At 71.2% G+C, this 20094-nt stretch carries 21 protein-coding genes and 1 riboswitch; of the genes, 8 read left to right on the top strand and 13 right to left on the bottom strand.

What is annotated here, in order from left to right; all coding sequences use genetic code 11:
* Nucleotides 1–13: 13 nt before the first annotated feature.
* Nucleotides 14–70 (bottom strand): trp operon leader peptide, encoded by a 57-nt coding sequence (locus tag SH922_RS10285; protein WP_073735655.1) that lies wholly within the window; start codon nt 68–70, stop codon nt 14–16.
* 166 nt (nt 71–236) lie between these two features.
* Here SH922_RS10285 and SH922_RS10280 point away from each other — a divergent pair, with 166 nt between their 5' ends.
* Together SH922_RS10280 and SH922_RS10275 are read left to right on the top strand one after the other, a co-directional pair.
* Nucleotides 237–1583, top strand: coding sequence for a class II 3-deoxy-7-phosphoheptulonate synthase (locus SH922_RS10280; RefSeq protein WP_393057150.1), 1347 nt, complete (start codon nt 237–239; stop codon nt 1581–1583).
* Nucleotides 1584–1752: 169 nt separating this feature from the next.
* Complete coding sequence (locus SH922_RS10275; RefSeq protein ID WP_393057148.1) at nt 1753–2058, top strand: bacterioferritin-associated ferredoxin; 306 nt, start codon at nt 1753–1755, stop codon at nt 2056–2058.
* A 34-nt stretch (nt 2059–2092) separates the two neighbouring features.
* On the opposite strand, the gene bfr is transcribed toward SH922_RS10275, so the two are convergent.
* Complete coding sequence (gene bfr, locus SH922_RS10270) at nt 2093–2572, bottom strand: bacterioferritin (protein WP_136328351.1); 480 nt, start codon at nt 2570–2572, stop codon at nt 2093–2095.
* 154 nt (nt 2573–2726) lie between these two features.
* Here bfr and SH922_RS10265 point away from each other — a divergent pair, with 154 nt between their 5' ends.
* Nucleotides 2727–3359, top strand: a complete 633-nt coding sequence (locus SH922_RS10265) for a sulfite oxidase-like oxidoreductase (protein WP_393057145.1) — start codon at nt 2727–2729, stop codon at nt 3357–3359.
* Nucleotides 3360–3389: 30 nt separating this feature from the next.
* On the opposite strand, the gene SH922_RS10260 is transcribed toward SH922_RS10265, so the two are convergent.
* The 6 genes from SH922_RS10260 to thiO all read right to left on the bottom strand — a co-directional run bounded on the left by SH922_RS10260 (nt 3390) and on the right by thiO (nt 9190).
* Entirely contained in the window at nt 3390–3929 is a 540-nt protein-coding gene (locus tag SH922_RS10260) for a DUF4396 domain-containing protein (RefSeq protein ID WP_393057143.1), read from the bottom strand.
* Nucleotides 3930–4017: 88 nt separating this feature from the next.
* Nucleotides 4018–4875 (bottom strand): deoxyribonuclease IV, encoded by an 858-nt coding sequence (locus SH922_RS10255; RefSeq protein ID WP_393057141.1) that lies wholly within the window; start codon nt 4873–4875, stop codon nt 4018–4020.
* Between the two features lie 6 nt (nt 4876–4881).
* On the bottom strand, nt 4882–6801 hold the full coding sequence (gene pknB, locus SH922_RS10250; protein WP_393057139.1) for a Stk1 family PASTA domain-containing Ser/Thr kinase: 1920 nt from the start codon (nt 6799–6801) through the stop codon (nt 4882–4884).
* 183 nt (nt 6802–6984) lie between these two features.
* A complete protein-coding gene (locus SH922_RS10245; RefSeq protein ID WP_393057137.1) occupies nt 6985–7779 on the bottom strand; it encodes a thiazole synthase in 795 nt (264 codons plus the stop codon).
* A 2-nt stretch (nt 7780–7781) separates the two neighbouring features.
* Nucleotides 7782–8012 carry a sulfur carrier protein ThiS gene (gene thiS / locus SH922_RS10240; protein ID WP_393057135.1) on the bottom strand — a complete coding sequence of 77 codons (231 nt, stop codon included), beginning with the start codon at nt 8010–8012 and terminating at the stop codon, nt 7782–7784.
* Entirely contained in the window at nt 8009–9190 is a 1182-nt protein-coding gene (thiO, locus tag SH922_RS10235) for a glycine oxidase ThiO (RefSeq protein WP_393057133.1), read from the bottom strand. Before thiO ends, thiS begins: the two co-directional genes overlap by 4 nt.
* A riboswitch (TPP riboswitch) is annotated at nt 9188–9300 on the bottom strand. (Overlaps the previous gene by 3 nt.)
* Nucleotides 9301–9511: 211 nt before the next feature.
* On the opposite strand from thiO, the gene SH922_RS10230 reads away from it, so the two are divergent.
* The 5 genes from SH922_RS10230 (at nt 9512) to SH922_RS10210 (ending at nt 13895) form a co-directional block, all read left to right on the top strand.
* A complete protein-coding gene (locus SH922_RS10230) occupies nt 9512–10693 on the top strand; it encodes an NAD(P)/FAD-dependent oxidoreductase (RefSeq protein WP_393063517.1) in 1182 nt (393 codons plus the stop codon).
* 69 nt (nt 10694–10762) lie between these two features.
* Nucleotides 10763–11128, top strand: a complete 366-nt coding sequence (locus SH922_RS10225) for an Rv2175c family DNA-binding protein (protein ID WP_393057131.1) — start codon at nt 10763–10765, stop codon at nt 11126–11128.
* A 98-nt stretch (nt 11129–11226) separates the two neighbouring features.
* On the top strand, nt 11227–11880 hold the full coding sequence (thiE, locus tag SH922_RS10220; RefSeq protein ID WP_393057129.1) for a thiamine phosphate synthase: 654 nt from the start codon (nt 11227–11229) through the stop codon (nt 11878–11880).
* A gap of 123 nt (nt 11881–12003) precedes the next feature.
* Complete coding sequence (gene metF, locus SH922_RS10215) at nt 12004–12921, top strand: methylenetetrahydrofolate reductase [NAD(P)H] (RefSeq protein WP_393057127.1); 918 nt, start codon at nt 12004–12006, stop codon at nt 12919–12921.
* A gap of 50 nt (nt 12922–12971) precedes the next feature.
* Nucleotides 12972–13895, top strand: coding sequence for a hypothetical protein (locus SH922_RS10210; RefSeq protein WP_393057125.1), 924 nt, complete (start codon nt 12972–12974; stop codon nt 13893–13895).
* A gap of 70 nt (nt 13896–13965) precedes the next feature.
* Here the strand turns inward: SH922_RS10210 and SH922_RS10205 are convergent, their stop codons facing one another.
* The 5 genes from SH922_RS10205 to SH922_RS10185 all read right to left on the bottom strand — a co-directional run bounded on the left by SH922_RS10205 (nt 13966) and on the right by SH922_RS10185 (nt 20013).
* Nucleotides 13966–15483, bottom strand: a complete 1518-nt coding sequence (locus tag SH922_RS10205; protein ID WP_393057123.1) for a phytoene desaturase family protein — start codon at nt 15481–15483, stop codon at nt 13966–13968.
* A gap of 51 nt (nt 15484–15534) precedes the next feature.
* Nucleotides 15535–16152: a DUF4126 domain-containing protein gene (locus tag SH922_RS10200; RefSeq protein ID WP_393057121.1), complete on the bottom strand. Its 618-nt coding sequence runs from the start codon at nt 16150–16152 to the stop codon at nt 15535–15537.
* A gap of 360 nt (nt 16153–16512) precedes the next feature.
* Nucleotides 16513–17124 (bottom strand): TetR/AcrR family transcriptional regulator, encoded by a 612-nt coding sequence (locus SH922_RS10195; RefSeq protein ID WP_393057119.1) that lies wholly within the window; start codon nt 17122–17124, stop codon nt 16513–16515.
* Nucleotides 17125–17153: 29 nt separating this feature from the next.
* Nucleotides 17154–19241 (bottom strand): YhgE/Pip family protein, encoded by a 2088-nt coding sequence (locus tag SH922_RS10190; protein ID WP_393057117.1) that lies wholly within the window; start codon nt 19239–19241, stop codon nt 17154–17156.
* Nucleotides 19213–20013, bottom strand: a complete 801-nt coding sequence (locus SH922_RS10185; protein WP_393063516.1) for an ATP-binding cassette domain-containing protein — start codon at nt 20011–20013, stop codon at nt 19213–19215. The genes SH922_RS10190 and SH922_RS10185 overlap by 29 nt, the downstream gene beginning before the upstream one ends.
* Nucleotides 20014–20094 lie beyond the last annotated feature (81 nt).

The raw sequence follows: 20094 nt of genomic DNA, 5'->3' as shown, positions 1-20094 counted from the left end.
TGTGTACGCGCGATCAGTGGGCCGCTGGATGAGCGGTCCACCACCAGTTACGGGTCGAGTGCGCGAACATGCCCGAACCTTAACCCATGGCCGGGACACGGAGGGGCCCGTTTCTCGCGACCGGGGCAGGCGGAACCCGTTGTGGTCCCCGTCACTGGCCGGGCCGCGTGTCCGTCTCATCCGTTGAGCACCCGGAAAACCACTCGACGCGACCCCGTAATGTGGGAGCCGTGACCGTGAACGCCAATACCTCCGTCGCCGGTGGCAACACCTGGCGAGACCTTCCCGCGGCGCAGCAGCCCGAGTACCCCGACTCCGAGGCGCTGCGCGATGTACTCGCGGACCTCGCGTCGTATCCGCCGCTCGTCTTTGCCGGCGAGTGCGACCAGCTGCGCGCCCGCATGGGAGCCGTCGCCAAGGGCGAGGCGTTCCTGCTGCAGGGTGGTGACTGCGCCGAGGCCTTCGACGCCGTGTCTGCCGAGCACATCCGCGCCAAGCTGAAGACGCTGCTCCAGATGAGTGCCGTCCTCACCTACGCGGCCTCCGTGCCCGTCGTCAAGGTGGGCCGGATCGCCGGTCAGTACTCCAAGCCGCGCTCCAAGCCGACCGAGACCCGCGACGGCGTGACCCTGCCGACCTACCGCGGCGACTCCGTCAACGGCTTCGCCTTCACCGAGGCCGAGCGCATCCCGGACCCGGACCGGCTGAAGCAGATGTACCACGCATCCGCTTCCACGCTGAACCTCGTCCGCGCCTTCACCACCGGTGGCTACGCCGACCTGCGCCAGGTGCACGCCTGGAACCAGGACTTCGTGAAGTCGTCCCCGTCCGGCCAGCGCTACGAGGCCCTGGCCCGCGAGATCGACAACGCGCTGAACTTCATGAAGGCGTGCGGTACGGACCCGGCGGAGTTCAAGGCCGTCGAGTTCTACTCCTCGCACGAGGCCCTGTTGCTGGACTACGAGTCGGCGCTGACCCGCGTCGACTCGCGGACCGGTCAGCTGTACGACACCTCGGCCCACATGGTGTGGATCGGTGAGCGCACCCGCCAGATGGACGGTGCGCACATCGAGTTCGCTTCGAAGATCCGCAACCCCATCGGCATCAAGCTCGGTCCGACGTCCACCGTCGACGAGGCCCTCGGCTACGTCGAGCGCCTCGACCCCGAGCGCGAGCCCGGCCGGCTGACCTTCGTCGTCCGGATGGGCGCCGACAAGGTCCGCGACAAGCTCCCGGAGCTGGTCGAGAAGGTCACCGCCTCGGGCGCGACCGTGGCCTGGGTGACCGACCCGATGCACGGCAACACCTTCGAGGCCGCGTCGGGCCACAAGACCCGCCGCTTCGACGACGTCCTGGACGAGGTCAAGGGCTTCTTCGAGGTGCACAAGGGCCTCGGCACGCACCCGGGCGGTATCCACGTCGAGCTCACCGGTGACGACGTCACCGAGTGCGTCGGCGGCGGCCACGAGATCTTCGTGGACGACCTCCACCAGCGTTACGAGACGGCCTGTGACCCGCGGCTCAACCGCAGCCAGTCGCTGGACCTCGCGTTCCTGGTCGCCGAGATGTACCGGGACCAGTAGTCGTCACCGAATGCAGCGCACGTACGACTGTGGGGCACGGATCGATGTGATCCGTGCCCCACAGGGCGTTCCGGGGCTTTTACCGGCCTTGAGTGACGGGTAAGGTTAGGTTAGCCTCACCGATTATCGGGGCGGCGACCACGATCCATCCCGCCGGGAGGTGAACCGCATGTACGTCTGCTCGTGCTTCGGCGTTACGGAGCAGCAGGTCAAGAAGCATGCGGAAGCCGGCGCCTGTACGCCCCGCCAGATAGCCTCCGCCTGCAAGGCGGGGACCGACTGCGGCGGCTGCGTCCGCACCATCCAGGCGATGCTCGGCCGCGGCTCCTGTCCGCGGCGTGAGCTGCTCGACCAGAAGCCGGCACCGGGCGCCGCGGACCGCGTCACGGCCGGCGCCGCTCCCGATGCCGATCAGGGCATCGCCCCCGGCGTCGGCCCCATTTCCACGCCGGTGCCTCTTCCCGACGCCGCCTGACTCCCGGCAGCCCGTATCCGCGGCTTCGCGACGGTCAGCTCTCCGGCTGCTCGATCAGCTGGGCGATGTAGAGCGGCTCACCGAGCTTCTCGACCAGTTCCAGCTGGGTGTCGAGATAGTCGATGTGGTGCTCCTCGTCCGCCAGGATCGACTCAAAGATATTTGCGGACGTGATGTCGCCCTTGTTGCGCATCAGTTCGATGCCGCGCTTGAGGCGGTCGATCGCCTCCACCTCGACCTGGCGGTCCGCCTGGAACATCTCGGTGACGGTCTGGCCCACGCGTACGTGGAAGAGCCGCTGATAGTTCGGCAGTCCATCGAGGAAGAGGATGCGGTCGGTCAGGATCTCGGCGTGCTTCATCTCGTCGAAGGACTCGGACCGCGTGTACTTCGCGAGCTTCGTCCAGCCGAAGTTGTCCTGCATCTTTGCATGCAGGAAATACTGGTTGATGGCAGTCAATTCGGCGGTCAGCTGTTCGTTCAGGAACTCGAGGACCTCGGGGTCGCCCTGCATCGCAGAGGCTCCTTCCAACCGGTGAACTGGGCAAGTTGGCCGCATCTTCGCATCGCACCCGGTGAGCGTCCAGTAAGTGCATGCTTAGTACGAGTTGCCCGAAACGCCTCTGCCCTGGTCATGACCACCCCTGCCTGTCTGTCACCATGGAGACATGGGTCAGCCGGAAAGCCGGGAACACCACGCATCAGAGCAGTCCGAGCTTCCGCCGGGACAGCGACTGCAGCGTGGCTGGCCGGTTACCCACTACGGGCCGGTGCCCAAGTTCAAGCCCGACCGCTGGGAGTTCCGGGTCTTCGGTGCCACGGCCGACGGCGAGAAGCACTGCTGGAACCATCAGGAGTTCTCGGCGCTGCCGTTCTCCTCGGTCGTCGCCGATCTGCACTGCGTGACCAAGTTCAGCATGCTCGGCGCCGAGTGGGGCGGAGTGCTCGCCCGTGACGTCGTGGCACTCGCGCCGCCCGCGCCGCAGGTCACCCACGTGATGGTCTGGGCCGAGTACGGCTTCAGCTCGAACCTCCGGCTCGACGACTTCACCTCCGACCGGGCCCTGTTCGCCACCCACAAGGGCGGCGAACTGCTCACCGCCGAACACGGCTTCCCGCTCCGGCTCGTCGTGCCGCACCTGTATGCCTGGAAGGGCCCCAAGTGGGTCCGGGGCATCGAGTACATGAGCGCCGACCGCCGCGGCTTCTGGGAGGAACGCGGCTATCACAACATCGGCGATCCCTGGAAGGAACAGCGCTACTCCTACCAGGAGGAGCCCGGGGACGGCCCCGAGCTCTGATCCGGCCGCACGGCCCCCTCCCGTACCGCCTCAGTGGTGGTACCGGTGCACCACCGCATGCCCCTTGCCGCGCCCGATCATCCACTTGTTCACCGGTGTGGTGACGACGAAGGCCACGGCGAGCGAGATCGCGAGCGCCCCCCAGAACAGGACGTCCGAGAGCATCGCGTCCATGGCGCCCGGCCACAGGACGATCACCCCGTTGTCGATCAGTTCCATCACCGCGATCGAGAGTGTGTCGGCCGCGAGGGCGACCCGGAACGCCGTCCTGAAGTCGACGCCCGCCTTCAGGACGGACCGCAGCGTCAGCGTGTAGCCGAAGAAGAACGCCAGGACGATCGCGAGGATCATGGTCGGGACGTTGCCCCAGCCGAGCGCGGTGCCGATCGCCATGCCGAGGATCTCGCCGATGGCGCATCCGGTGAGGCAGTGGAGGGTCGCCCGGGCCGCCATTGCCCAGCTGACGCCGCCGGAGCCGTGACTGGAGTGGTCGGTATGACCGGTGGGGTCCAGGTGGCCGGCGTGGGCGCTGTGGTCGGGGTGACCGGCATGCTGCGTGTGGTCCTGCATGGTGTTCCCCCAATGCCGAGGAGCGGTTCCTGCCGACAGCAAGAACCGTATACCCCCCTAGGGTATTCCTCAACAGGTTTCCACCCGGTCAGATCCCGCCGCGCAGCTCCTTCAGCCGGGCGACGTCCGCCGCATGGCCCTCCCTGCCTCCGGGTGTCTCGATGACCAGCGGAACGCCCTCGGTGGCCGGGTGGGAGAACAGCTCGCGGAACGGCTCCTCGCCGATGTGACCGGACCCGATGTTCTCGTGCCGGTCCTTGTGCGCCCCGGCCACGTCCTTGGAGTCATTGGCGTGGATCAGCTTCAGCCGGCCCTCGCCGACCGTCTCCACGAGCAGGTCCAGCGTCTCCTTCATGCCCGCAGGACCGGCCAGGTCGTGACCCGCCGCGAAGATGTGGCACGTGTCGAGGCAGATACCGAGCTTCGGATGAGCATCGAGCGCGTCGAAGTACGGGCCGAAGTCCCAGGTCCGTGAGCAGAGCGAGTAGCCCTGGCCGGCGGTCGACTCCAGCAGCAGGAACGGGTCGTCGTCGTGGGTCAGCTCGTCCAGCAGCGGGCGCATGTGGGTACGCACCTGCGCCAGCGCCTCCTCGCGCGGCCGGCCGTTGGTCGCCGAACCGGTGTGCACCACGACGCCCAGGGCGCCGATCTCGCGGGCCCGGCGCAGGGAGTGGCGCAGGGACTCCACGGACTTCTCCACGGTCGCCGGGGTGTGTGAGCCGAAGTTGATCAGGTACGGGGCGTGGACGTACGCCGACAGTGACTCGGCGGCGCACTCGGTGCGGAACAACTCGTCCTGCACCGGGTTCCCGGCGGGGGTCGCCCAGCCGCGCGGATTGGCCACGAAGACCTGGACGGCCTCCGCACCCATCTCGCGGGCGTAGGGCAGGCCGACCTTGGCGAGGCCGCCGGCCACCGGGATGTGGCCGCCGACAGGGTTGCGCATACGGATCTAGAGTCCCTTGGTCTTGATGGTGATGGTGCTGCCCTCGGGGGCCTGGTCGCCGCCGTCGACGGACTGGCTCGCGATGGTGTCGCTGAAGGAGAGGAACGGACGGTCGACCTTCACCTCGAAGCCCGCGTCCTCCAGCTCGCTGCGGGCGTCGTCGACGTCCTTGCCGGTGACGTCCGGTACGTCGATCATCTGCGGGCCCTTGGAGACCGTCAGCGTGATGGTGTCGCCCTCGGCGGCCTCCTCGCCCTCGGCAGGGGACTGTTCGGTGATGTCGCCGGCGTCCTCGGGGGAGTTCACCCGGTCCGGAAGCACCTTGGCCTTCAGCCCCTCGTCGTCCAGCGCGGCGGTGGCGTCCTCGACGGAGAGGCCGGTGACATCGGGGACGTCGACCGGGCTGCCCTTGGAGACGACGATCGCGACCGCGGAGTCCGGGTGGCGCTCGGCACCCGCCTCGGGTTCCGTACGCACCACCTCGCCGGCGGCCACGTCGTCGCTGAACTCCTTGGTGGTCATGCCGGGCACGAGGCCCTTCTTCTCGAGCTGACGTCTGGCCTCGGAGAGCCTGAGGCCCTGGACATCGGGCACCGTCACGATCTCGGGCCCGCGCGAGACGACCAGTGCCACCGAGCCGTTGCCCCGGATGCGGGCGCCCGACTTGGGGTCACTGCTGATCACCTTGCCGCGGTCGACGGTGTCGCTGTAGGCCCGCCGCACGCCCTTGAGTTCGAGATCGGCCTTCGAGAGCCGCTCCTTGGCCGCCTTCTCGCTCTGGCCGAGCAGCGGGGGGACCCGGGTGAACTGTCCGGAGTTGATGTACCAGACGCCACCGCCGACCCCCAGGACCAGGAGCACGGCGAGGACCGCCGCGATGACACCGCGCCGCGGCGTCCCGCGGAGCCCCGCGCGACGGCCCGGCGGCTGCGGGGGCAGTTGCGGGGGCATCTCGAGCCGGCTGGTGTGGTGGGCGGTGCCCTGGCCCGGCGGCAGCACCCGGGGGATCACGCTCGTGCGGTCCTCGGCGTCGTCGTGCACCTCGGCCAGGGCCTGCGGCGGCACGGCGTCCAGCTGTGCGTCGGTGAGGCCGGACCGCGCCCGGCGGGACTCGGCGAGCAGCGCCACGGCGTCGAACGGCCGGATCTCGGGGTCACGGGCGGTGGCGCTCGCCACCAGCTCGTCGAGCTCGGCCGCGAGACCCGGGACGACGGCCGAGGGAGCCGGGACGTCCTCGTTGAGGTGCTGGTAGATGACCTGGGCGGGGGATTCCCCGGTTCGCGGCTTGGTGCCCGTGAGCATCTCGTACAGCACGACACCGCACGCGTACACATCGGCGCGGGTGTCCGCGGTGCCGTGCTCGATCTGCTCGGGGGCGAGGTACGAGACCGTTCCCAGGATGCTCCCGGTGGTGTTCGTGACCGATCCCACGGCCCGGACCAGGCCGAAGTCGGCGACCTTGACCCGGCCGTCGTCGCCTATCAGCACGTTCTCCGGCTTCATGTCCCGGTGGACGAAGCCCGCCCGGTGTGCGGCGCCCAGCGCGGCGAGCACCGGTTCCAGGATGTCCAGCGCGGCGCGCGGCTGCAGGGCGCCCCGCTCGCGCAGTACGTCGCGCAGCGTGCACCCCGCGACGTACTCCATCGCGAGGTAGACGTACTGCCCGTGGGCGCCCTGGTCGAACACCGCGACCACGTTGGGGTGCGCGAGCCGGGCCACCGACTTGGCCTCGCGGATGAAGCGCTCGACGAAGGAGGCGTCGGTCGCGAGCGCCGGATGCATCACCTTGAGGGCGAGCACCCGGTCGAGCCGGGTGTCCATGGCCCGGTAGACCGTGGCCATGCCGCCCACGGCGATGCGGGCATCGACGCGGTAGCGGCCGTCGAGCAGCTGCCCGACGAGAGGGTCCTGGAGGGTCGTATCCACGCAGGCGAGTCTACGAGCCACCGCGGACACGGCCGACGGGCCGGGGCGATCCCGGGGCCCAACTGCAGCCGAGCCGTGACAGGGACATGCGATCCGCAGCCACGGAACGGCCGTGCCCCGGGGCCGGAACGTGCCGGGGCCGGGACATGAGATCCGCCTCACGCACCGGCCGGGCCCCCGGGCTCAGAACGCCGGGCGCTCCGGATCCAGCACCGCCCGCCCCGCCGTCGGTGACGACGCCTCGGCGAAGTGGCGGCGAGGGATCCGCCCCGCGCGGTACGCGAGCCGCCCGCCCTCCACCGCGTGGCGCATCGCGGCGGCCATCAGCTCGGGTTCCTGGGCCCGGGTCACCGCCGACGCCAGCATCACGGCCGCACATCCCAGCTCCATGGCGAGCGCCGCGTCCGACGCCGTGCCGGCGCCCGCGTCCAGGATCACCGGGACCTGCGCCTGCTCGACGATCAGCTGGAAGTTGTGCGGGTTCCGGATGCCCAGACCGGAGCCGATGGGGGAGCCGAGCGGCATGATCGCCGCGCACCCGACATCCTCCAGTTTCCGGGCCAGCACCGGGTCGTCGTTCGTGTACGGCAGGACGGTGAAGCCGTCGTCCACCAGCGTCTCCGCGGCGTCCAGCAGTTCGATGGGGTCGGGCAGCAGGGTGCGCTCGTCCGCCACCACCTCCAGCTTGACCCAGTCGGTGCCGAGCGCCTCGCGAGCGAGCCGGGCGGTGAGCACGGCCTCGCCCGCCGTGAAGCAGCCCGCCGTGTTCGGCAGCACGCGGATGGAGAGCTTCTCCAGCACGGAGAGCACGGAGCCCTGCACGGTCGGGTCGAGCCGGCGCATCGCCACGGTCGTCAGCTCGGTGCCCGAGGCGGTCAGGGACCGCTCCAGCACGTCCAGGCTGGGTGCCCCGCCCGTCCCCATGATCAGCCGGGAGCCGAAAGAGGTGTCCCCGAGGGCGAAGAGGTCGTCGGACATGGTCAGCCGCCCTGGACCGCGGTGAGGACCTCGACCCGGTCGCCGTCGGTGAGCGCGGCAGCGGGCCACTGGCCGCGCGGCACGACGGTCTCGTTCAGGGCGGCCGCGACGCCCGAGGACGCGCTGGTCAGCGAGGCGACCAGGGCATCCAGGGTGGTGCCCGGCGCGATGGCGACGGTCTCGCCGTTCACGGAGACGGAGACCGGAACGGAAGGGGGAGTGGGCGTGGTCATGCGGGCTGCTCCTGAGGTGCGGGGGCGGCGGCGGGCGAGAAGCGGCCGGGGGAGAAGGGGCGGGCCACCTCGGGCAGATCGCCGTCCGCCAGCAGCTGCGCCATGGCGTCCCCGGTGACGGGGGTGAGCAGCACCCCGTTGCGGTGGTGACCGGTGGCGAGATGGAGGCCGGGCAGTGCGGTGCGGCCGAGCAGTGGGGCGTTGTCGGGGGAGGCGGGGCGCAGGCCGGCGCGGGTCTCGGTGAGCGGCAGCTCGGTGACGCCCGGCACCAGTTCGTGCGCGTCGCGCAGCAGCTCGTACACACCGCCCGCCGTGACCGTGGTGTCCCAGCCCATCTCCTCGCTGGTGGCGCCGATGACCAGCTCCCCGTTATCACGCGGCACGAGGTAGACGTGGCTGCCCCGGACCACGGCCCGCACGGTGCGGGAGAGGAAGGGGGCGTACGTGGTGGGCACGGTCAGCCGCAGCACCTGGCCCTTCACCGGGCGGACCGGGGGCAGGATGTGCTCCGGCACCCCCGCGAGCCGGCCGCTGAGGCTGCCCGCGGCGAGCACGACCTGATCGGCCGCCGGCTGCGTACCGTCGGCCAGTACGACTCCGGTGGCCCGGTCGGCCGTGACCGAGAGCCGCTCGGCCCGTTGGCGGTGGAGGACGACCCCCGCCCGTTCGCACGCCGTCAGCAGTGCGGCGGCCAGCCGTCGCGGGTCGACCTGGTGGTCGCCGTCGACCCGCAGCCCGCCGCGTATGCCCGGTGCGAGCATCGGCTCGAGGCGGCGGCACTCCCGGCCGGTGAGCCACTCCGACTTCAGGCCCGAGCGACGGTGCAGGGCGTGGAGTTCCCGCATCTGGGCGCGGTCGTCGGCATCGAGCGCGACGGCCAGGGTGCCGCAGGTGCGAAATCCGATGTCCTGTCCGCTCGCCGCCTCCAGCTCGGCCGCGAACGCCGGATAGCGCGCGGCGGAGGCGACGTTGAGGCCGAGCAGCATCGCCTCGCCGTAGTGGAGTTCGGTGACGGCTGCCAGCATCCCCGCCGCGACCTGGGCTGCGCCGCCGCCCGGTTCGGGATCGACGACCGCGGTGGTCAGGCCGCGCTGCGCGGCCCGCCAGGCGGTCACCAGGCCGATGATGCCGCCCCCGATGACGAGGACGTCGGACCCGTTCGTACGGTGCGTGCGCATGGGCGTCCAGCCCCTCCCTTCGCCGGCATGACCCGGATCAGGTTCGTACGGTCGAAGGCCGTCCAGCCTCCCTCTCAGCCCGGTACGACCGGACTCCCGCGAGTAATCTGCACGGCTACCCTAAACCTCTGCCCCGCGCCCCCGGCAAGGGGAGCCGGTGCCGTGAGCGGGGCACGCGCACGGTGGTCCGGCAGCGGTGAGCCGGGAAGCATCTTCCTGACGGCCCGTCAGGGTGCTTAAGGTGGTCGGGTGGACGAGCAGACCGGACAACAGCAGACAGAGCCGCGGCAGAGCCGCCGCGTCGTGATCGCCGGAGCGGGCATGGCGGGCGTACAGACCGCGGTGGCCCTGCGCGAACAGGGCTTCACCGGCCCCGTCACGCTGATCGGCGCCGAACCGCACCAGCCGTACGACCGGCCCCCGCTGTCGAAGGCGGTCCTTCTCGGCAAGGCCGAGGACTCGGCCTTCGACATCGACTTCGAGGCGCTGGACCTCACCCTGCGGCTCGGCCTCGACGTGACCGCGCTGCGCGCGGGCGACCACGAACTGGACACTCCGGACGGGCCCGTCCCGTACGACGTCCTGGTCGTCGCCACCGGTGCCGAGCCCCTGATGCTGCCCGGCACCGAGGGCGTCCCGGGCGTCCACCTCCTGCGCACGCTGGACGACGCCGCCCGGCTGCGGCCGGTCCTCGAACAGCAGCACGACGTCGTGGTCGTCGGTGCGGGCTGGATCGGCGCCGAGTTCGCCACCGCGGCCCGCGCGGCCGGCTGTGCGGTCACCGTCGTCGAGGCCGCCGAGCACCCGCTCGCCGGCGCCCTGCCCGCCGAGGTGGCGGCCCCCATGACCGGCTGGTACGCCGAGAGCGGCGCCGGACTCCTCACCGGTGCCAGGGTCGACCGCATCGAAGCCGGCCGCGTGGTCCTGGCGGACGGCCGTGCGATCCCGGCGGACGCGGTCGTCGTCGGCATCGGCGCCCGGCCCGCGACCGGCTGGCTGGCCGGATCGGGGATCGAGCTCGGCCCGGACGGGTCGGTGACCGCGGACGCGTCACTGCGCACCTCGCTCCCCGATGTGTACGCGGTCGGGGACTGCGCCTCGTTCCCTTCGGCCCGGTACGGCGAGCGGCTGCTCGTCCACCACTGGGACAACGCCCTCCAGGGGCCCCGGACCGTCGCCGCCGCCGTCACCGCCGCCACTCCGGAGGGCGACGGGCAGCCCCCGGTCTACGACCCTGTGCCCTACTTCTGGTCCGAGCAGTTCGGCCGCTTCGTCCAGTACGCGGGCCACCACACGGGGGCCGACACCCTGGTGTGGCGCGGCGATCCGGCCGAACCCACGTGGACGGTGTGCTGGCTGCGCGCCGGAGCGCTCGTCGCCGTACTGGCGGTCGGCCGTCCGCGCGATCTGGCGCAGGGGCGCAAACTCGTCGAATCGGGGGCGGAGCTCGACCCGGAGCGGGTCGCCGACCCCTCCGCACCCCTGAAGTCGGCCACGCTCTGACGGCGTATCCGGCCCCCGTACGGGCGGCCCGGGTACCGACTGTCGGTCCGGGATGGCACGCTTGTCCCCGTGACCGAGATTGACGCAAAGATCGATGCTCTCGTCCCTGCCTGGCTCCACCTTCCCGACATCGCCGAAATGTTCGATGTCCAGGTGACGCGCGTGCGCCAGATGGTCAGGGACGGCCAGCTCATTGCCGTACGACGCGGTGAGAACCGGGCGCTCCAGGTGCCTGCCGCCTTCATTGACGGCGACAAGGTGGTCAAGGGCCTTTCGGGGACCCTGACGCTCCTGAGGGACGACGGCTACTCCGACGCGGAGATGCTGGAATGGCTCTTCACGCCCGACCCGAGCCTGCCGGGCACGCCCGCGCAGGCGCTGAGTGAGAATCGCGGCACGGAGGTGAAGCGCCGCGCCCAGGCGCTCGCCGTCTGACCGACAGCCGCACGGGGGATGCGGGCCGCACGGTGCGGCCCGCATCCCGCGCGTACCACCGAACCACCGTCATCGCCTTCCCCGGGGGGAACCGCACCATGTCCACGCCTCGCGCGCTGCTGTCCGATGCCCGGCTCTACCTGTGCACGGACGCCCGCCGGCGCCAGGGTGACCTTCCCGCGTTCCTCGACGCGGTTCTCTCCAGTGGCGTGGACATCATCCAGCTGCGCGACAAGGGCATGGAGGCGGCCGAGGAACTCGAACACCTCGCGGTCTTCGCCGACGCTTGCAAGCGCCACGGCAAGCTCCTCGCGGTCAACGACCGGGCCGACGTCGCCCACGCCATCGGTTCCGACGTGCTGCACCTGGGCCAGGGCGACCTGCCGGTCCCGGCCGCACGCGCGATCATCGGCGGGGACGTGGTCATCGGCCGCTCCACCCATGCCGAGTCCGAGGTCGACGCGGCCGTCGCCGAACCCGGCGTGGACTACTTCTGCACCGGCCCCTGCTGGCCCACGCCGACCAAGCCGGGCCGGCACGCCCCCGGCCTGGATCTCGTCCGCTACGCCGCCTCGCTCGCCCCCGCCCGCCCGTGGTTCGCCATCGGCGGGATCGACGCGGGCAACCTCGACGAGGTGCTGGACGCCGGAGCGCGCCGGGTCGTCGTCGTGCGGGCCGTCACGGAGGCATCCGATCCGGCTGCCGCCGCCGCCGAACTGGCGGGCAGGATCCGCGACCGCGCCGACGGGTGATCCCGGACCCGAAGGGGCCGGTTTGAGACACGGGTGTCCGAAGTGTGGACAAAGAACCGGGTAATCGAGGCAAATCGCCCCAGTTCGGTTGGGAGCCCGCCGCGCCCTGGTTAACCTGCCGGTATGGCCCTTGGCACACCTTCGACCAGGACAGATCACGCGCGCACCGTGCGTGAGATGCTGGCTACCGGCAAGACCTCGTACTCCTTCGAGTTCTGGGCGCCCAAGACCGAGAAGGGCGAGCGGAACCTCTGGAACGCGCTGCGCCGGGTCGAGGCGGTGGGACCGAGTTTCGTCTCCGTGACGTACGGAGCCGGCGGATCCACCCGGTCCGGCACGGTGAAGGCGACCCAGGACATCGCCGCCGAGTCCACGCTCACGCCGGTCGCGCACCTCACGGCGGTCAACCATTCCATCGCCGAGCTGCGCAACATGGTCGGTCAGTACGCGGACGCCGGCATCCGGAACATCCTCGCCGTGCGCGGAGACCCGCCGGGCGACCCGATGGGCCCGTGGGTCGAGCACCCGCAGGGCGTGCGGTACGCGGCGGACCTCGTCCGGCTGATCAAGGAATCCGGCGATTTCTGTGTCGGCGTCGCGGCATTCCCCGAACGGCACCCGCGCTCGGCGGACTGGGACACCGACATCCGGCATTTCGTGGACAAGTGCCGCGCCGGTGCGGATTACGCGATCACGCAAATGTTCTTCGATCCGGAGAGTTATCTGCGGATGCGTGACCGGGTGGTCGCTGCGGGTTGCGAAACCCCGATCATCCCCGAGGTGATGCCCCTCACGAGCGTCGGGCAATTGGAGCGATTCGCGCAGCTCAGCAACGCGACGCTGCCCGCATCCCTGAAAGAACGCATCCTCGCCGCCAAGGACGATCCCGCCGCTGTACGCTCCATTGGCATCGACTTCGCAACGCAGTTCTGCGCGAAGCTGCTTTCCGAGGGTGTCCCCGGGCTGCACTTCATCACGTTGAACAACTCGACGGCGACGCTCGAAATCTACGAGAATCTCGGACTGCACAAGCAGTCGTGACCGGCCGTACCCGCCGCGACCCGGGGCGGTGGCCGTAGAAGGGGGCGGGCATGGGCTGGACGGTCCTCTACATCGCGTTCGGCATCGTTGCGCTGTGGCTGCTCGGCGAGGTGCTGCTGCAGTACAAGGCACGCCTGCGCTGGCGCCTGCTCGCCTTCACCGGCTTCGTCGGTGTCGTCATAGGTGTCCTGATGCCGTCCGTGTTCGTCATCGCCGTCGGCGCGATCGCCTTCGCGACGGGCCAGACGTACGTCACGCTCTCCTTCCGCCGTGGCTTCTCGACCGGCTGGGCCATAGGGGGCAGCCCCGGGGAGAGCCGGCGCCGCCGCGGCGGCACCGACCGCGAGCCCACCCTCCAGGTCTCGGACCTGGAGATGGAGCACGACGGTGAGTCGCCGGCCCGGCCGGAGGCCGAACCGCAGGCCGATGCGGCCGCGGTCTACGCGCCGGAGCCGCTGCCCGACGACACCGGGCAGTACGGCGTCTACACCGATCACCGCCCGCAGCAGGAGCACCAGCAGGACCCGTACCAGGAGCACCAGCAGCCGCAGGGACAGCCGCAGTACGCCGCGTACACCGACTACTCCGCGTACCCGGCGCAGGGCCAGGAGCCCCCCTATGCGGGAGCCGGCCAGGACACCTACGCGGGAGCCGGGCAGTACGACTACGGCACGGACCAGCAGCAGTACGCCGCGTACTCCGACCCGTACATCGGCACCACCGCGAGCACCCCGCAGTACGGGGCGTACGGGAACTACGGGAGCGACGGGACCTACGACAGCTACGGTGGCGGCCAGCAGTTCGCCGACCCGTATGCCCAGCCGTACGCCTCGGAGACCCCGCCGGGAGGTGTCTGGGTGCCGCAGCAGCGCGAGGGTGAGCAGTACCCGCCGATGCCTCCCGAGCAGCCCGCCCAGCCGGCGCCGTACCCGAACGGCTACGACACGGGCTACAACGAGCAGTACCGCTACTGATTCCTGGGCCTGACGAGGCGCCCTTCCGGCGACCGGGGGTGAAGCGCCGCCCCGGTCCCGCCCGCAGCCCTCACTGCGACCCGCGGAACCCGTCCCCCTCGACCACGAGCCCTGCGACCAGCGCCCCGGACATCCCCGCGTGCGCCGGACCGCCGCCCGGGTGCGACCAGCCGCCCGCCAGGAACAGCCCCGGCAGCCGGGTGCGATTGCCCGCGTGGAGGTAGCCGCCCCCTGCGCCCGCCAGTGCGGGCGCAGGAACCGCACCGCCCGGCGCGCCCGTCTCGGCCGCGGACTCCGCGGGTGTCCGCACCTCCATGCGGAGCACCCGGTCCCGCAGACCCGGCACGGCCGCGCCCGCGGTGTCGATCAGGGTGTCCGCGAACCGCGCCCGCAGCGCCTCGTCCGTCCAGTCCACCGGGCCGTGCGGGGCGACCGTCGCCGTGAGCGTGACGGCCTCGTGCGCCTCGTCGGGGCGGGTGGAGGGATCGTCGGGGCGCAGCACCGTCACCGTGGGGTGCGCGGCGAGACGGCCGCCGAACACCGCCTCGCGTTCGGCCGCCCCGTCCGCCGGATGCACCAGCGTCCGGTGCGCGGCATCCGCGGGCCGGGCGCCGCGCAGCGACAGCAGTACCAGGAACCGGCCCGTCGGGGCGGAGCCCTCCGGCCGGGGCTGTACCGTCACGTCGCCGTCCTGCCAGAGCTCCTGAACGGGCATCAGATCCGGGTGCGGCCGGGCTCCCAGCACCACGTGAGCCGCCTCCGCGACCGTCCCGTCCGCCAGCTCCACGCCCGCCGCCCGGCCGTCCTTCTCCAGGACCCGGGCCACCTCGGCGCCGAAGACGAACTCCACCTTCCGGGCCAGACACCGCTCGTACACCGCCTGCGCCAGCGCGCGCATGCCGCCGGAGACGTACCAACTGCCGAACGTCTCCTCCATGTACGGCAGCAGGGCCGTGCTCGCCGGGGCGTGCAGCGGATCGAGGCCGTACGACAGCGCGTACCCGTCCAGCAGGGCGGCCAGCCGGGGATCCGCCAGCTCCCAGGAGCCGATCTCCGTCACCGTGCCGGCCTGACGAGCGGGGCGCAGCAGCCGCCGCCGGGCGGTCGCCGGATACGGATCGCGGGTCAGCACCTGCCAGTCGGGGCGCAGCGGCTCCTCCAGCAGGGGCCGCCGGGACCGGTCCCACGCGTCCCCGGCCCGGTCGAGGAACGCACCCCAGCTCCCGCCCGCGCCGCCCCCGAGCGCGGCGTCCAGGGCTCCGACGACGCCGGCCCGCGAGGCGTTCGGCAGGGACACATCGGTGCCGTCCGCGAAGACATGGCGGCTCGCCGGGTCGACCTGGGTCAGGGTGACGCACCGCTCCAGCGGTTCCTTGCCGGTCTTCACGAACAGGTCGCGGTAGACGGCGGGCAGATGAAGCAGGCCGGGTCCGGTGTCGAACGTGAAGCCGTCCAGGGTATGGCGGCCGAGCGAGCCGCCGAACGACTCCGAACGCTCGTACACCGTCACCCGGTGGCCTGCCACGGCGAGCCGGGCCGCCGCCGACATCGCGCCCAACCCGGCGCCGATCACCGCAATACGTGCCATGGCTGCGACTTTAGAGCATCCGGAAAATGGGGGGCGGCGTCGGCTGAGAGCTCAGCCGTCAGGCCAGTGGGAAGCGGAGCCGGCCAGCCGTTTCTCCTCGCGCCGTTGGGCTCTGCGGCGCAGGAACCGGCGGATCCGGGAGGCCAGGAAGACCAGTATCACCAGGCCGAGCACCAGCAGCGCCGCGGCGATGGAAGCCGCGATCCACGGATGGAATATGGCGAAGGTGACGACTCCGGCGACGCCCAGGTCCTCGGCCGTGCTCACGGCGATATTGCTGAACGGCTCGGGGGAGGTGTTGACCGCCATTCTGGTGCCCGCCTTCACCAGATGGCTCATCAGCGCGGTGGAACCACCGATGGCCCCCGCGGCGAGCTCCGGCAGCGAACCGCTCTCGCCCGCCAGCAGCGCCGCCACGACCGCCCCGGCGAGCGGCCTGATGACCGTGTGCGCGGCGTCCCAGACCGAGTCCACGTACGGGATCTTGTCCGCCACCGCCTCGCACAGGAACAGCACACCGGCCACGATCAGGACATCGGTGCGCTGCAGCGAGGCGGGAACCTCGTCGGTCACGCCGGTCGCGCCGAAGATGCCGAGCAGGAGGACCACCGCGTAGGCGTTGATCCCGCTCGCCCAGCCACTTGTGAACACCAGGGGGAGTACGGACACGGGGGCGATCGTAACCAGGCGGCGTACCGGAGAGGGAGGGCGCGGGTGCGCACGTCTGAGTACCCGTACCTAGGGGGTGAGATGAGTAGGGACGCGGATGGGGTGCGACCTGCGAAGACGGCAGAGTGGGGACCACGGAAGGGGCGCTGCGCCGGTACCGCCGGCACGGGGCGGCGGAACGGGTGCGGCACTCCTTTCCGAACGGGGGTGCACGGCGGAGGACTCGGGACCACGGGGGAACACGGGGGTCACGGGGGAAGGTCCTCCGGCAGCACGGAAGGCGCCGGTCAGGCGAGGCTCGGGGGATCGAGCCCGTCGGACCGGCGCCTTCGTGTGTCCGGGGGAGGGACGGATCCGGGGTCAGCGCCCGCTGACCCGCCCGTGCAGCAGCAGGGACAGCGCCGAGTGCACGTCGTCGATCGACCGCTCCGGCTGGAACGCCTGCCAGTCCAGCGCCGCCACCAGCACCATGCCGACCAGCGCGGCCGCCGTCAGCGGGATGTCGATCTCCTCGCTGAGCTCGCCGCCCTCGACACCCTCCCTCAGAACACCCTCGACCACGGCGACGGCCTCCTGACGCACCACCAGCAGGGTGGCCTGCCAGGCGCGGTTGGTGCGCCACAGTTCGGCCACGTACAGCTGGGTGAAGGCCGGATAGCGGTCGATGAAGACCAGACCGGCCCGGATCATGGCGTCCAGCGCCTGGACCCGGCTGCCACCGCGCTCGTCGGTCTCCTCCGCCGCCGTACGCAGCGAGGAGGTGAGCAGCCCGACACCGTGGCGCAGCAGCTCCTCGAAGAGCTCGGTCTTGCTCTTGAAGTTGTAGTACACCGTGCCCTTGGCGACCCCGGCGCGCTCGGCGATCTCGTCCACCGTGGTGGCCGAGAAGCCCTTCTCGGCGATGAGGGTCACGGCCGCTTCGTAGAGCTTCTGCCGGGTGGCCTGGCGGCGTGTGGCGCTACTGCTTTCCATGCTCCTGATTCTCACAGGTCCTGGAGCGCTCACAGACTCAGCTCCGGATGCAGCCGGTCGAGCGTCCACACCTGCTTGCGGCGCGCGGAGACGGCGGTCAGCGCGAGCGCCCCGGCTGTGAATGCCAGGAGCACCGCACAGCCCTGCCAGACCGGGCCGAGTCCGCCGCCCGTGATCAGGCGGCGCAGGCCGTCGACGATGTAGCTCATCGGCAGGTACGGATGGATCGCGTTGAAGAAGCCCGGACTCGTCTGTACGGGGTACGTGCCGCCGGCCGAGGTCAGCTGGAGCATCAGCACCGCGAGGACGAGGATGCGGCCCGCCGCCCCGAAGCGGGCGTTCAACCACTGCACGATCGCCCCGAAGCAGCAGGTGACCAGGGCCAGGAAACCGATCGTTCCCGCGGCGTGGGCCATCTGGAGGCCGAGCCCCCAGTGCAGTACGGACATCAGCGCGGCCACCTGGAGCAGACCGATCGCGGCCACCGGCAGCCAGCCCGCGAAGGCGATCCGCCAGGCCGGTGCCCCGGCGGCCAGGGCACGCCGGTTGAGCGGCTGGATCAGCATGTACGCCACCATCGCGCCGACCCAGAGGGAGAGCGGGATGAAGTAGGGGGCGAAGCCGGTGCCGTAGTTCGGGGCCGCGTGCAGCGACTGGGAGGCCAGCTGTACGGGGTCGGCCATGACCCCCGTACGGGCGTCGCGGTCCTTCTTGTCGTAGTCGGGGATCTTGCCGACCCCGTCGTCGAGCCCCTTGGCGAGCGTGGCCGAACCGTCGCCGAGCCGGATCATGCCGCTGTCCAGGCTCGTCGCCCCCTTCTTGAGGTCGCCGACCCCCGTGTTCAGCTCGGCGGAACCCGACTTGGCGGTGGCCAGGCCGGTGTGCAGCTGGTCCGCACCCTTGGCGACCTTGTGGGCACCGGTGTTGAGCGCGTTGACCTTCTTGACGGCGCTCTCCAGGTCCTCGTCCAGGTGCGGGGAGCGTTCGGCGAGTGCGTTCGCCTGCTGCTGCAGGGTGGTGAGCTGGGTGCGCAGCTCCTTGAGGTCCCCGTTCTGGTTCTTGACCAGGACGTTCACGTCGTCGGCCACGGCGGCGACATCGGCCGCCGCCGTCACGGCCCGCTTCAGCGGCGCGCAGACGGTGGGATCGGGGAGCGGCTGCTCCACGCACCGGGTGCGGTGGACCTCGGCGAGGTCGTCGGAGGCCGTGTGGGCGGCGGTGGCGGCGGTGGGCGCCGCCTTCACCAGCAGGTCGAGGTTGTCCCGTACGGTCTGCGAGGAGTCGGCGACGAGCCGGGCCGTGTCGCCGATCGCCTTGCCGTTGTCCTTCAGGAACGGGCGGACGTCGGCGGCCACCCCGTTGACCTTGTCGGCGAGCAGCTGGGTGCCGTCCGCGACCTGACGCGAGCCGGTTTCAAGATCGCCCGCGCCCTTGTTCAGCTGGACGATGCCGGTGGCCAGCCGGCTGCTGCCGGCCTTCGCGTCCTTCAGCCCGTCCGCGAGGTCCTTCGATCCCTTCTTCGCCTTGCCGATCCCGCCCTCGAGGTCGGCGGCGCCCCTGGCCGCCTTCGCCGTCGCGTCGTGGAGATCGGAGAAGTTGATGAAGATCCGGTCGAGGAAGTTCCGGGAGGCGTTGGTCGACGCGGCGGTGCGGACCTCGGAGAAGACCGTCCGGGAGATCTGGCCGACGATGTAGTTGTTCGCGTCGTTGGTGCGCACCTGGAGCGCGCCCGTCTCGGGGGAGTCGCCGGCGCTGGAGGCGATGCGCCTGCTGAAGTCCGAGGGCATGGTCAGAGAGAGGTAGTACGTACCGTCCTCGACGCCCTTGTCCGCCTCGGCGGCGCTCACCTCGTGCCACTCGAAGACCTTGGAGTCGAGCAGCTTGCCGGTGATCTCGTCCCCGGCCGCGAGGCGCTTGCCCTCGGCGGTGGCGCCCTTGTCGTCGTTGACCAGCGCGACGGGGATGCGGTCCAGGCGCCCGTACGGGTCCCAGAAGGACCACAGGTACAGGGCGCCGTAGAGCAACGGCAGCAGCAGGAGCGCGGCCAGTGCGGCGCGCGGCAGCTTCCCCCTGCCGAAGCGCCGGAGCTCAAGCGCGGCCAGTCTCGGCGAACGCATCGGCCGTCCCTTCGTCGTGTGCCGGGGCGGCCGGCGACGCGGGCTCCCCGGTGATGTCCGTGGGGTCCGTCGCCCCGGTGGCGCCAGTGCGCACGGTGACGGCGTCCTCGGGAGCCTGGCTGCACACCGCCAGCACGGTCGTGCCGTCGGCGGCGAGCGAGCGCAGCAGCTCCCAGGCTTGGGCGCGCTCCGTGTCGGAGAGCTTGAGGTCGGTGTCGTCCACCGCGAGCAGCCGCGGCCGGCCGATCAGCGCGAGGGCGACGGAGAGCCGCAGTGCCTCCAGCCGCTCCAGATCCCGTACGGAGGTCCGCTCGGCCTTGGGCAGGGTGGCGAGGTCCAGTCCGGCCGCCTTCAGTGCGGCGTCGATCCGGGCCCGGGCCGCGGCGACGCGCTCGCGGCGCGGCCGCAGCAGGGCGCGCAGGGAGCCGTCGAAGCGGCGCTGCAGCAGGGCGCGCTCACGCAGGTGCTCGGCGACCGTGAACGCCGGGTCGAGTTCGCTGACCCCGGGCACCGGGCCCAGTGCCGCGATACGGCGTACGTCGGAGGCCCTGCGCGGCAGGCGCAGACCGCCGGTCGCGGCCTCGCCGTCGGTGGGGCGCATCCGGCCGGTGAGAGCGAGCAGCAGGCAGGTGCGGCCCGAACCGGATGGGCCCTCGACCGCGATCAGGGACCCGGGGGCGGCGCTGAACGTCACGCCCCGGAATGCCCATCCGCGCGGCCCCTTGAGGCCGAGACCGTCGGCTGTGACAGCTGCCCCGTGCGGGCTGTCCAGGCTGTCCACTGACCCTCCCCGTCATCTTTTGCACTGACCAGTCAGTTCAAAAAGGTAGCCGGAACTTGCGATCGAGGCAAA

This window comes from Streptomyces sp. LN549, from assembly GCF_043203805.1.
In the GTDB taxonomy this organism is placed as follows: Bacteria; Actinomycetota; Actinomycetes; order Streptomycetales; family Streptomycetaceae; genus Streptomyces.
This window is presented reverse-complemented; position numbering and strand designations above follow the sequence as displayed.

Coding starts and splice junctions, on each gene's coding strand:
- bfr (WP_136328351.1), bottom strand. CDS start 2,572: ATGCAGGGCGACCCCGAGGTCCTCGAGTTCCTGAACGAACAGCTGACC.
- SH922_RS10210 (WP_393057125.1), top strand. CDS start 12,972: ATGGGCTGGACGGTCCTCTACATCGCGTTCGGCATCGTTGCGCTGTGG.
- SH922_RS10205 (WP_393057123.1), bottom strand. CDS start 15,483: ATGGCACGTATTGCGGTGATCGGCGCCGGGTTGGGCGCGATGTCGGCG.
- SH922_RS10265 (WP_393057145.1), top strand. CDS start 2,727: ATGGGTCAGCCGGAAAGCCGGGAACACCACGCATCAGAGCAGTCCGAG.
- SH922_RS10260 (WP_393057143.1), bottom strand. CDS start 3,929: ATGCAGGACCACACGCAGCATGCCGGTCACCCCGACCACAGCGCCCAC.
- SH922_RS10275 (WP_393057148.1), top strand. CDS start 1,753: ATGTACGTCTGCTCGTGCTTCGGCGTTACGGAGCAGCAGGTCAAGAAG.
- SH922_RS10255 (WP_393057141.1), bottom strand. CDS start 4,875: ATGCGCAACCCTGTCGGCGGCCACATCCCGGTGGCCGGCGGCCTCGCC.
- SH922_RS10245 (WP_393057137.1), bottom strand. CDS start 7,779: ATGTCCGACGACCTCTTCGCCCTCGGGGACACCTCTTTCGGCTCCCGG.
- metF (WP_393057127.1), top strand. CDS start 12,004: ATGGCCCTTGGCACACCTTCGACCAGGACAGATCACGCGCGCACCGTG.
- SH922_RS10230 (WP_393063517.1), top strand. CDS start 9,512: ATGGCGGGCGTACAGACCGCGGTGGCCCTGCGCGAACAGGGCTTCACC.
- thiS (WP_393057135.1), bottom strand. CDS start 8,012: ATGACCACGCCCACTCCCCCTTCCGTTCCGGTCTCCGTCTCCGTGAAC.
- thiE (WP_393057129.1), top strand. CDS start 11,227: ATGTCCACGCCTCGCGCGCTGCTGTCCGATGCCCGGCTCTACCTGTGC.
- thiO (WP_393057133.1), bottom strand. CDS start 9,190: ATGCGCACGCACCGTACGAACGGGTCCGACGTCCTCGTCATCGGGGGC.
- SH922_RS10195 (WP_393057119.1), bottom strand. CDS start 17,124: ATGGAAAGCAGTAGCGCCACACGCCGCCAGGCCACCCGGCAGAAGCTC.
- SH922_RS10190 (WP_393057117.1), bottom strand. CDS start 19,241: ATGCGTTCGCCGAGACTGGCCGCGCTTGAGCTCCGGCGCTTCGGCAGG.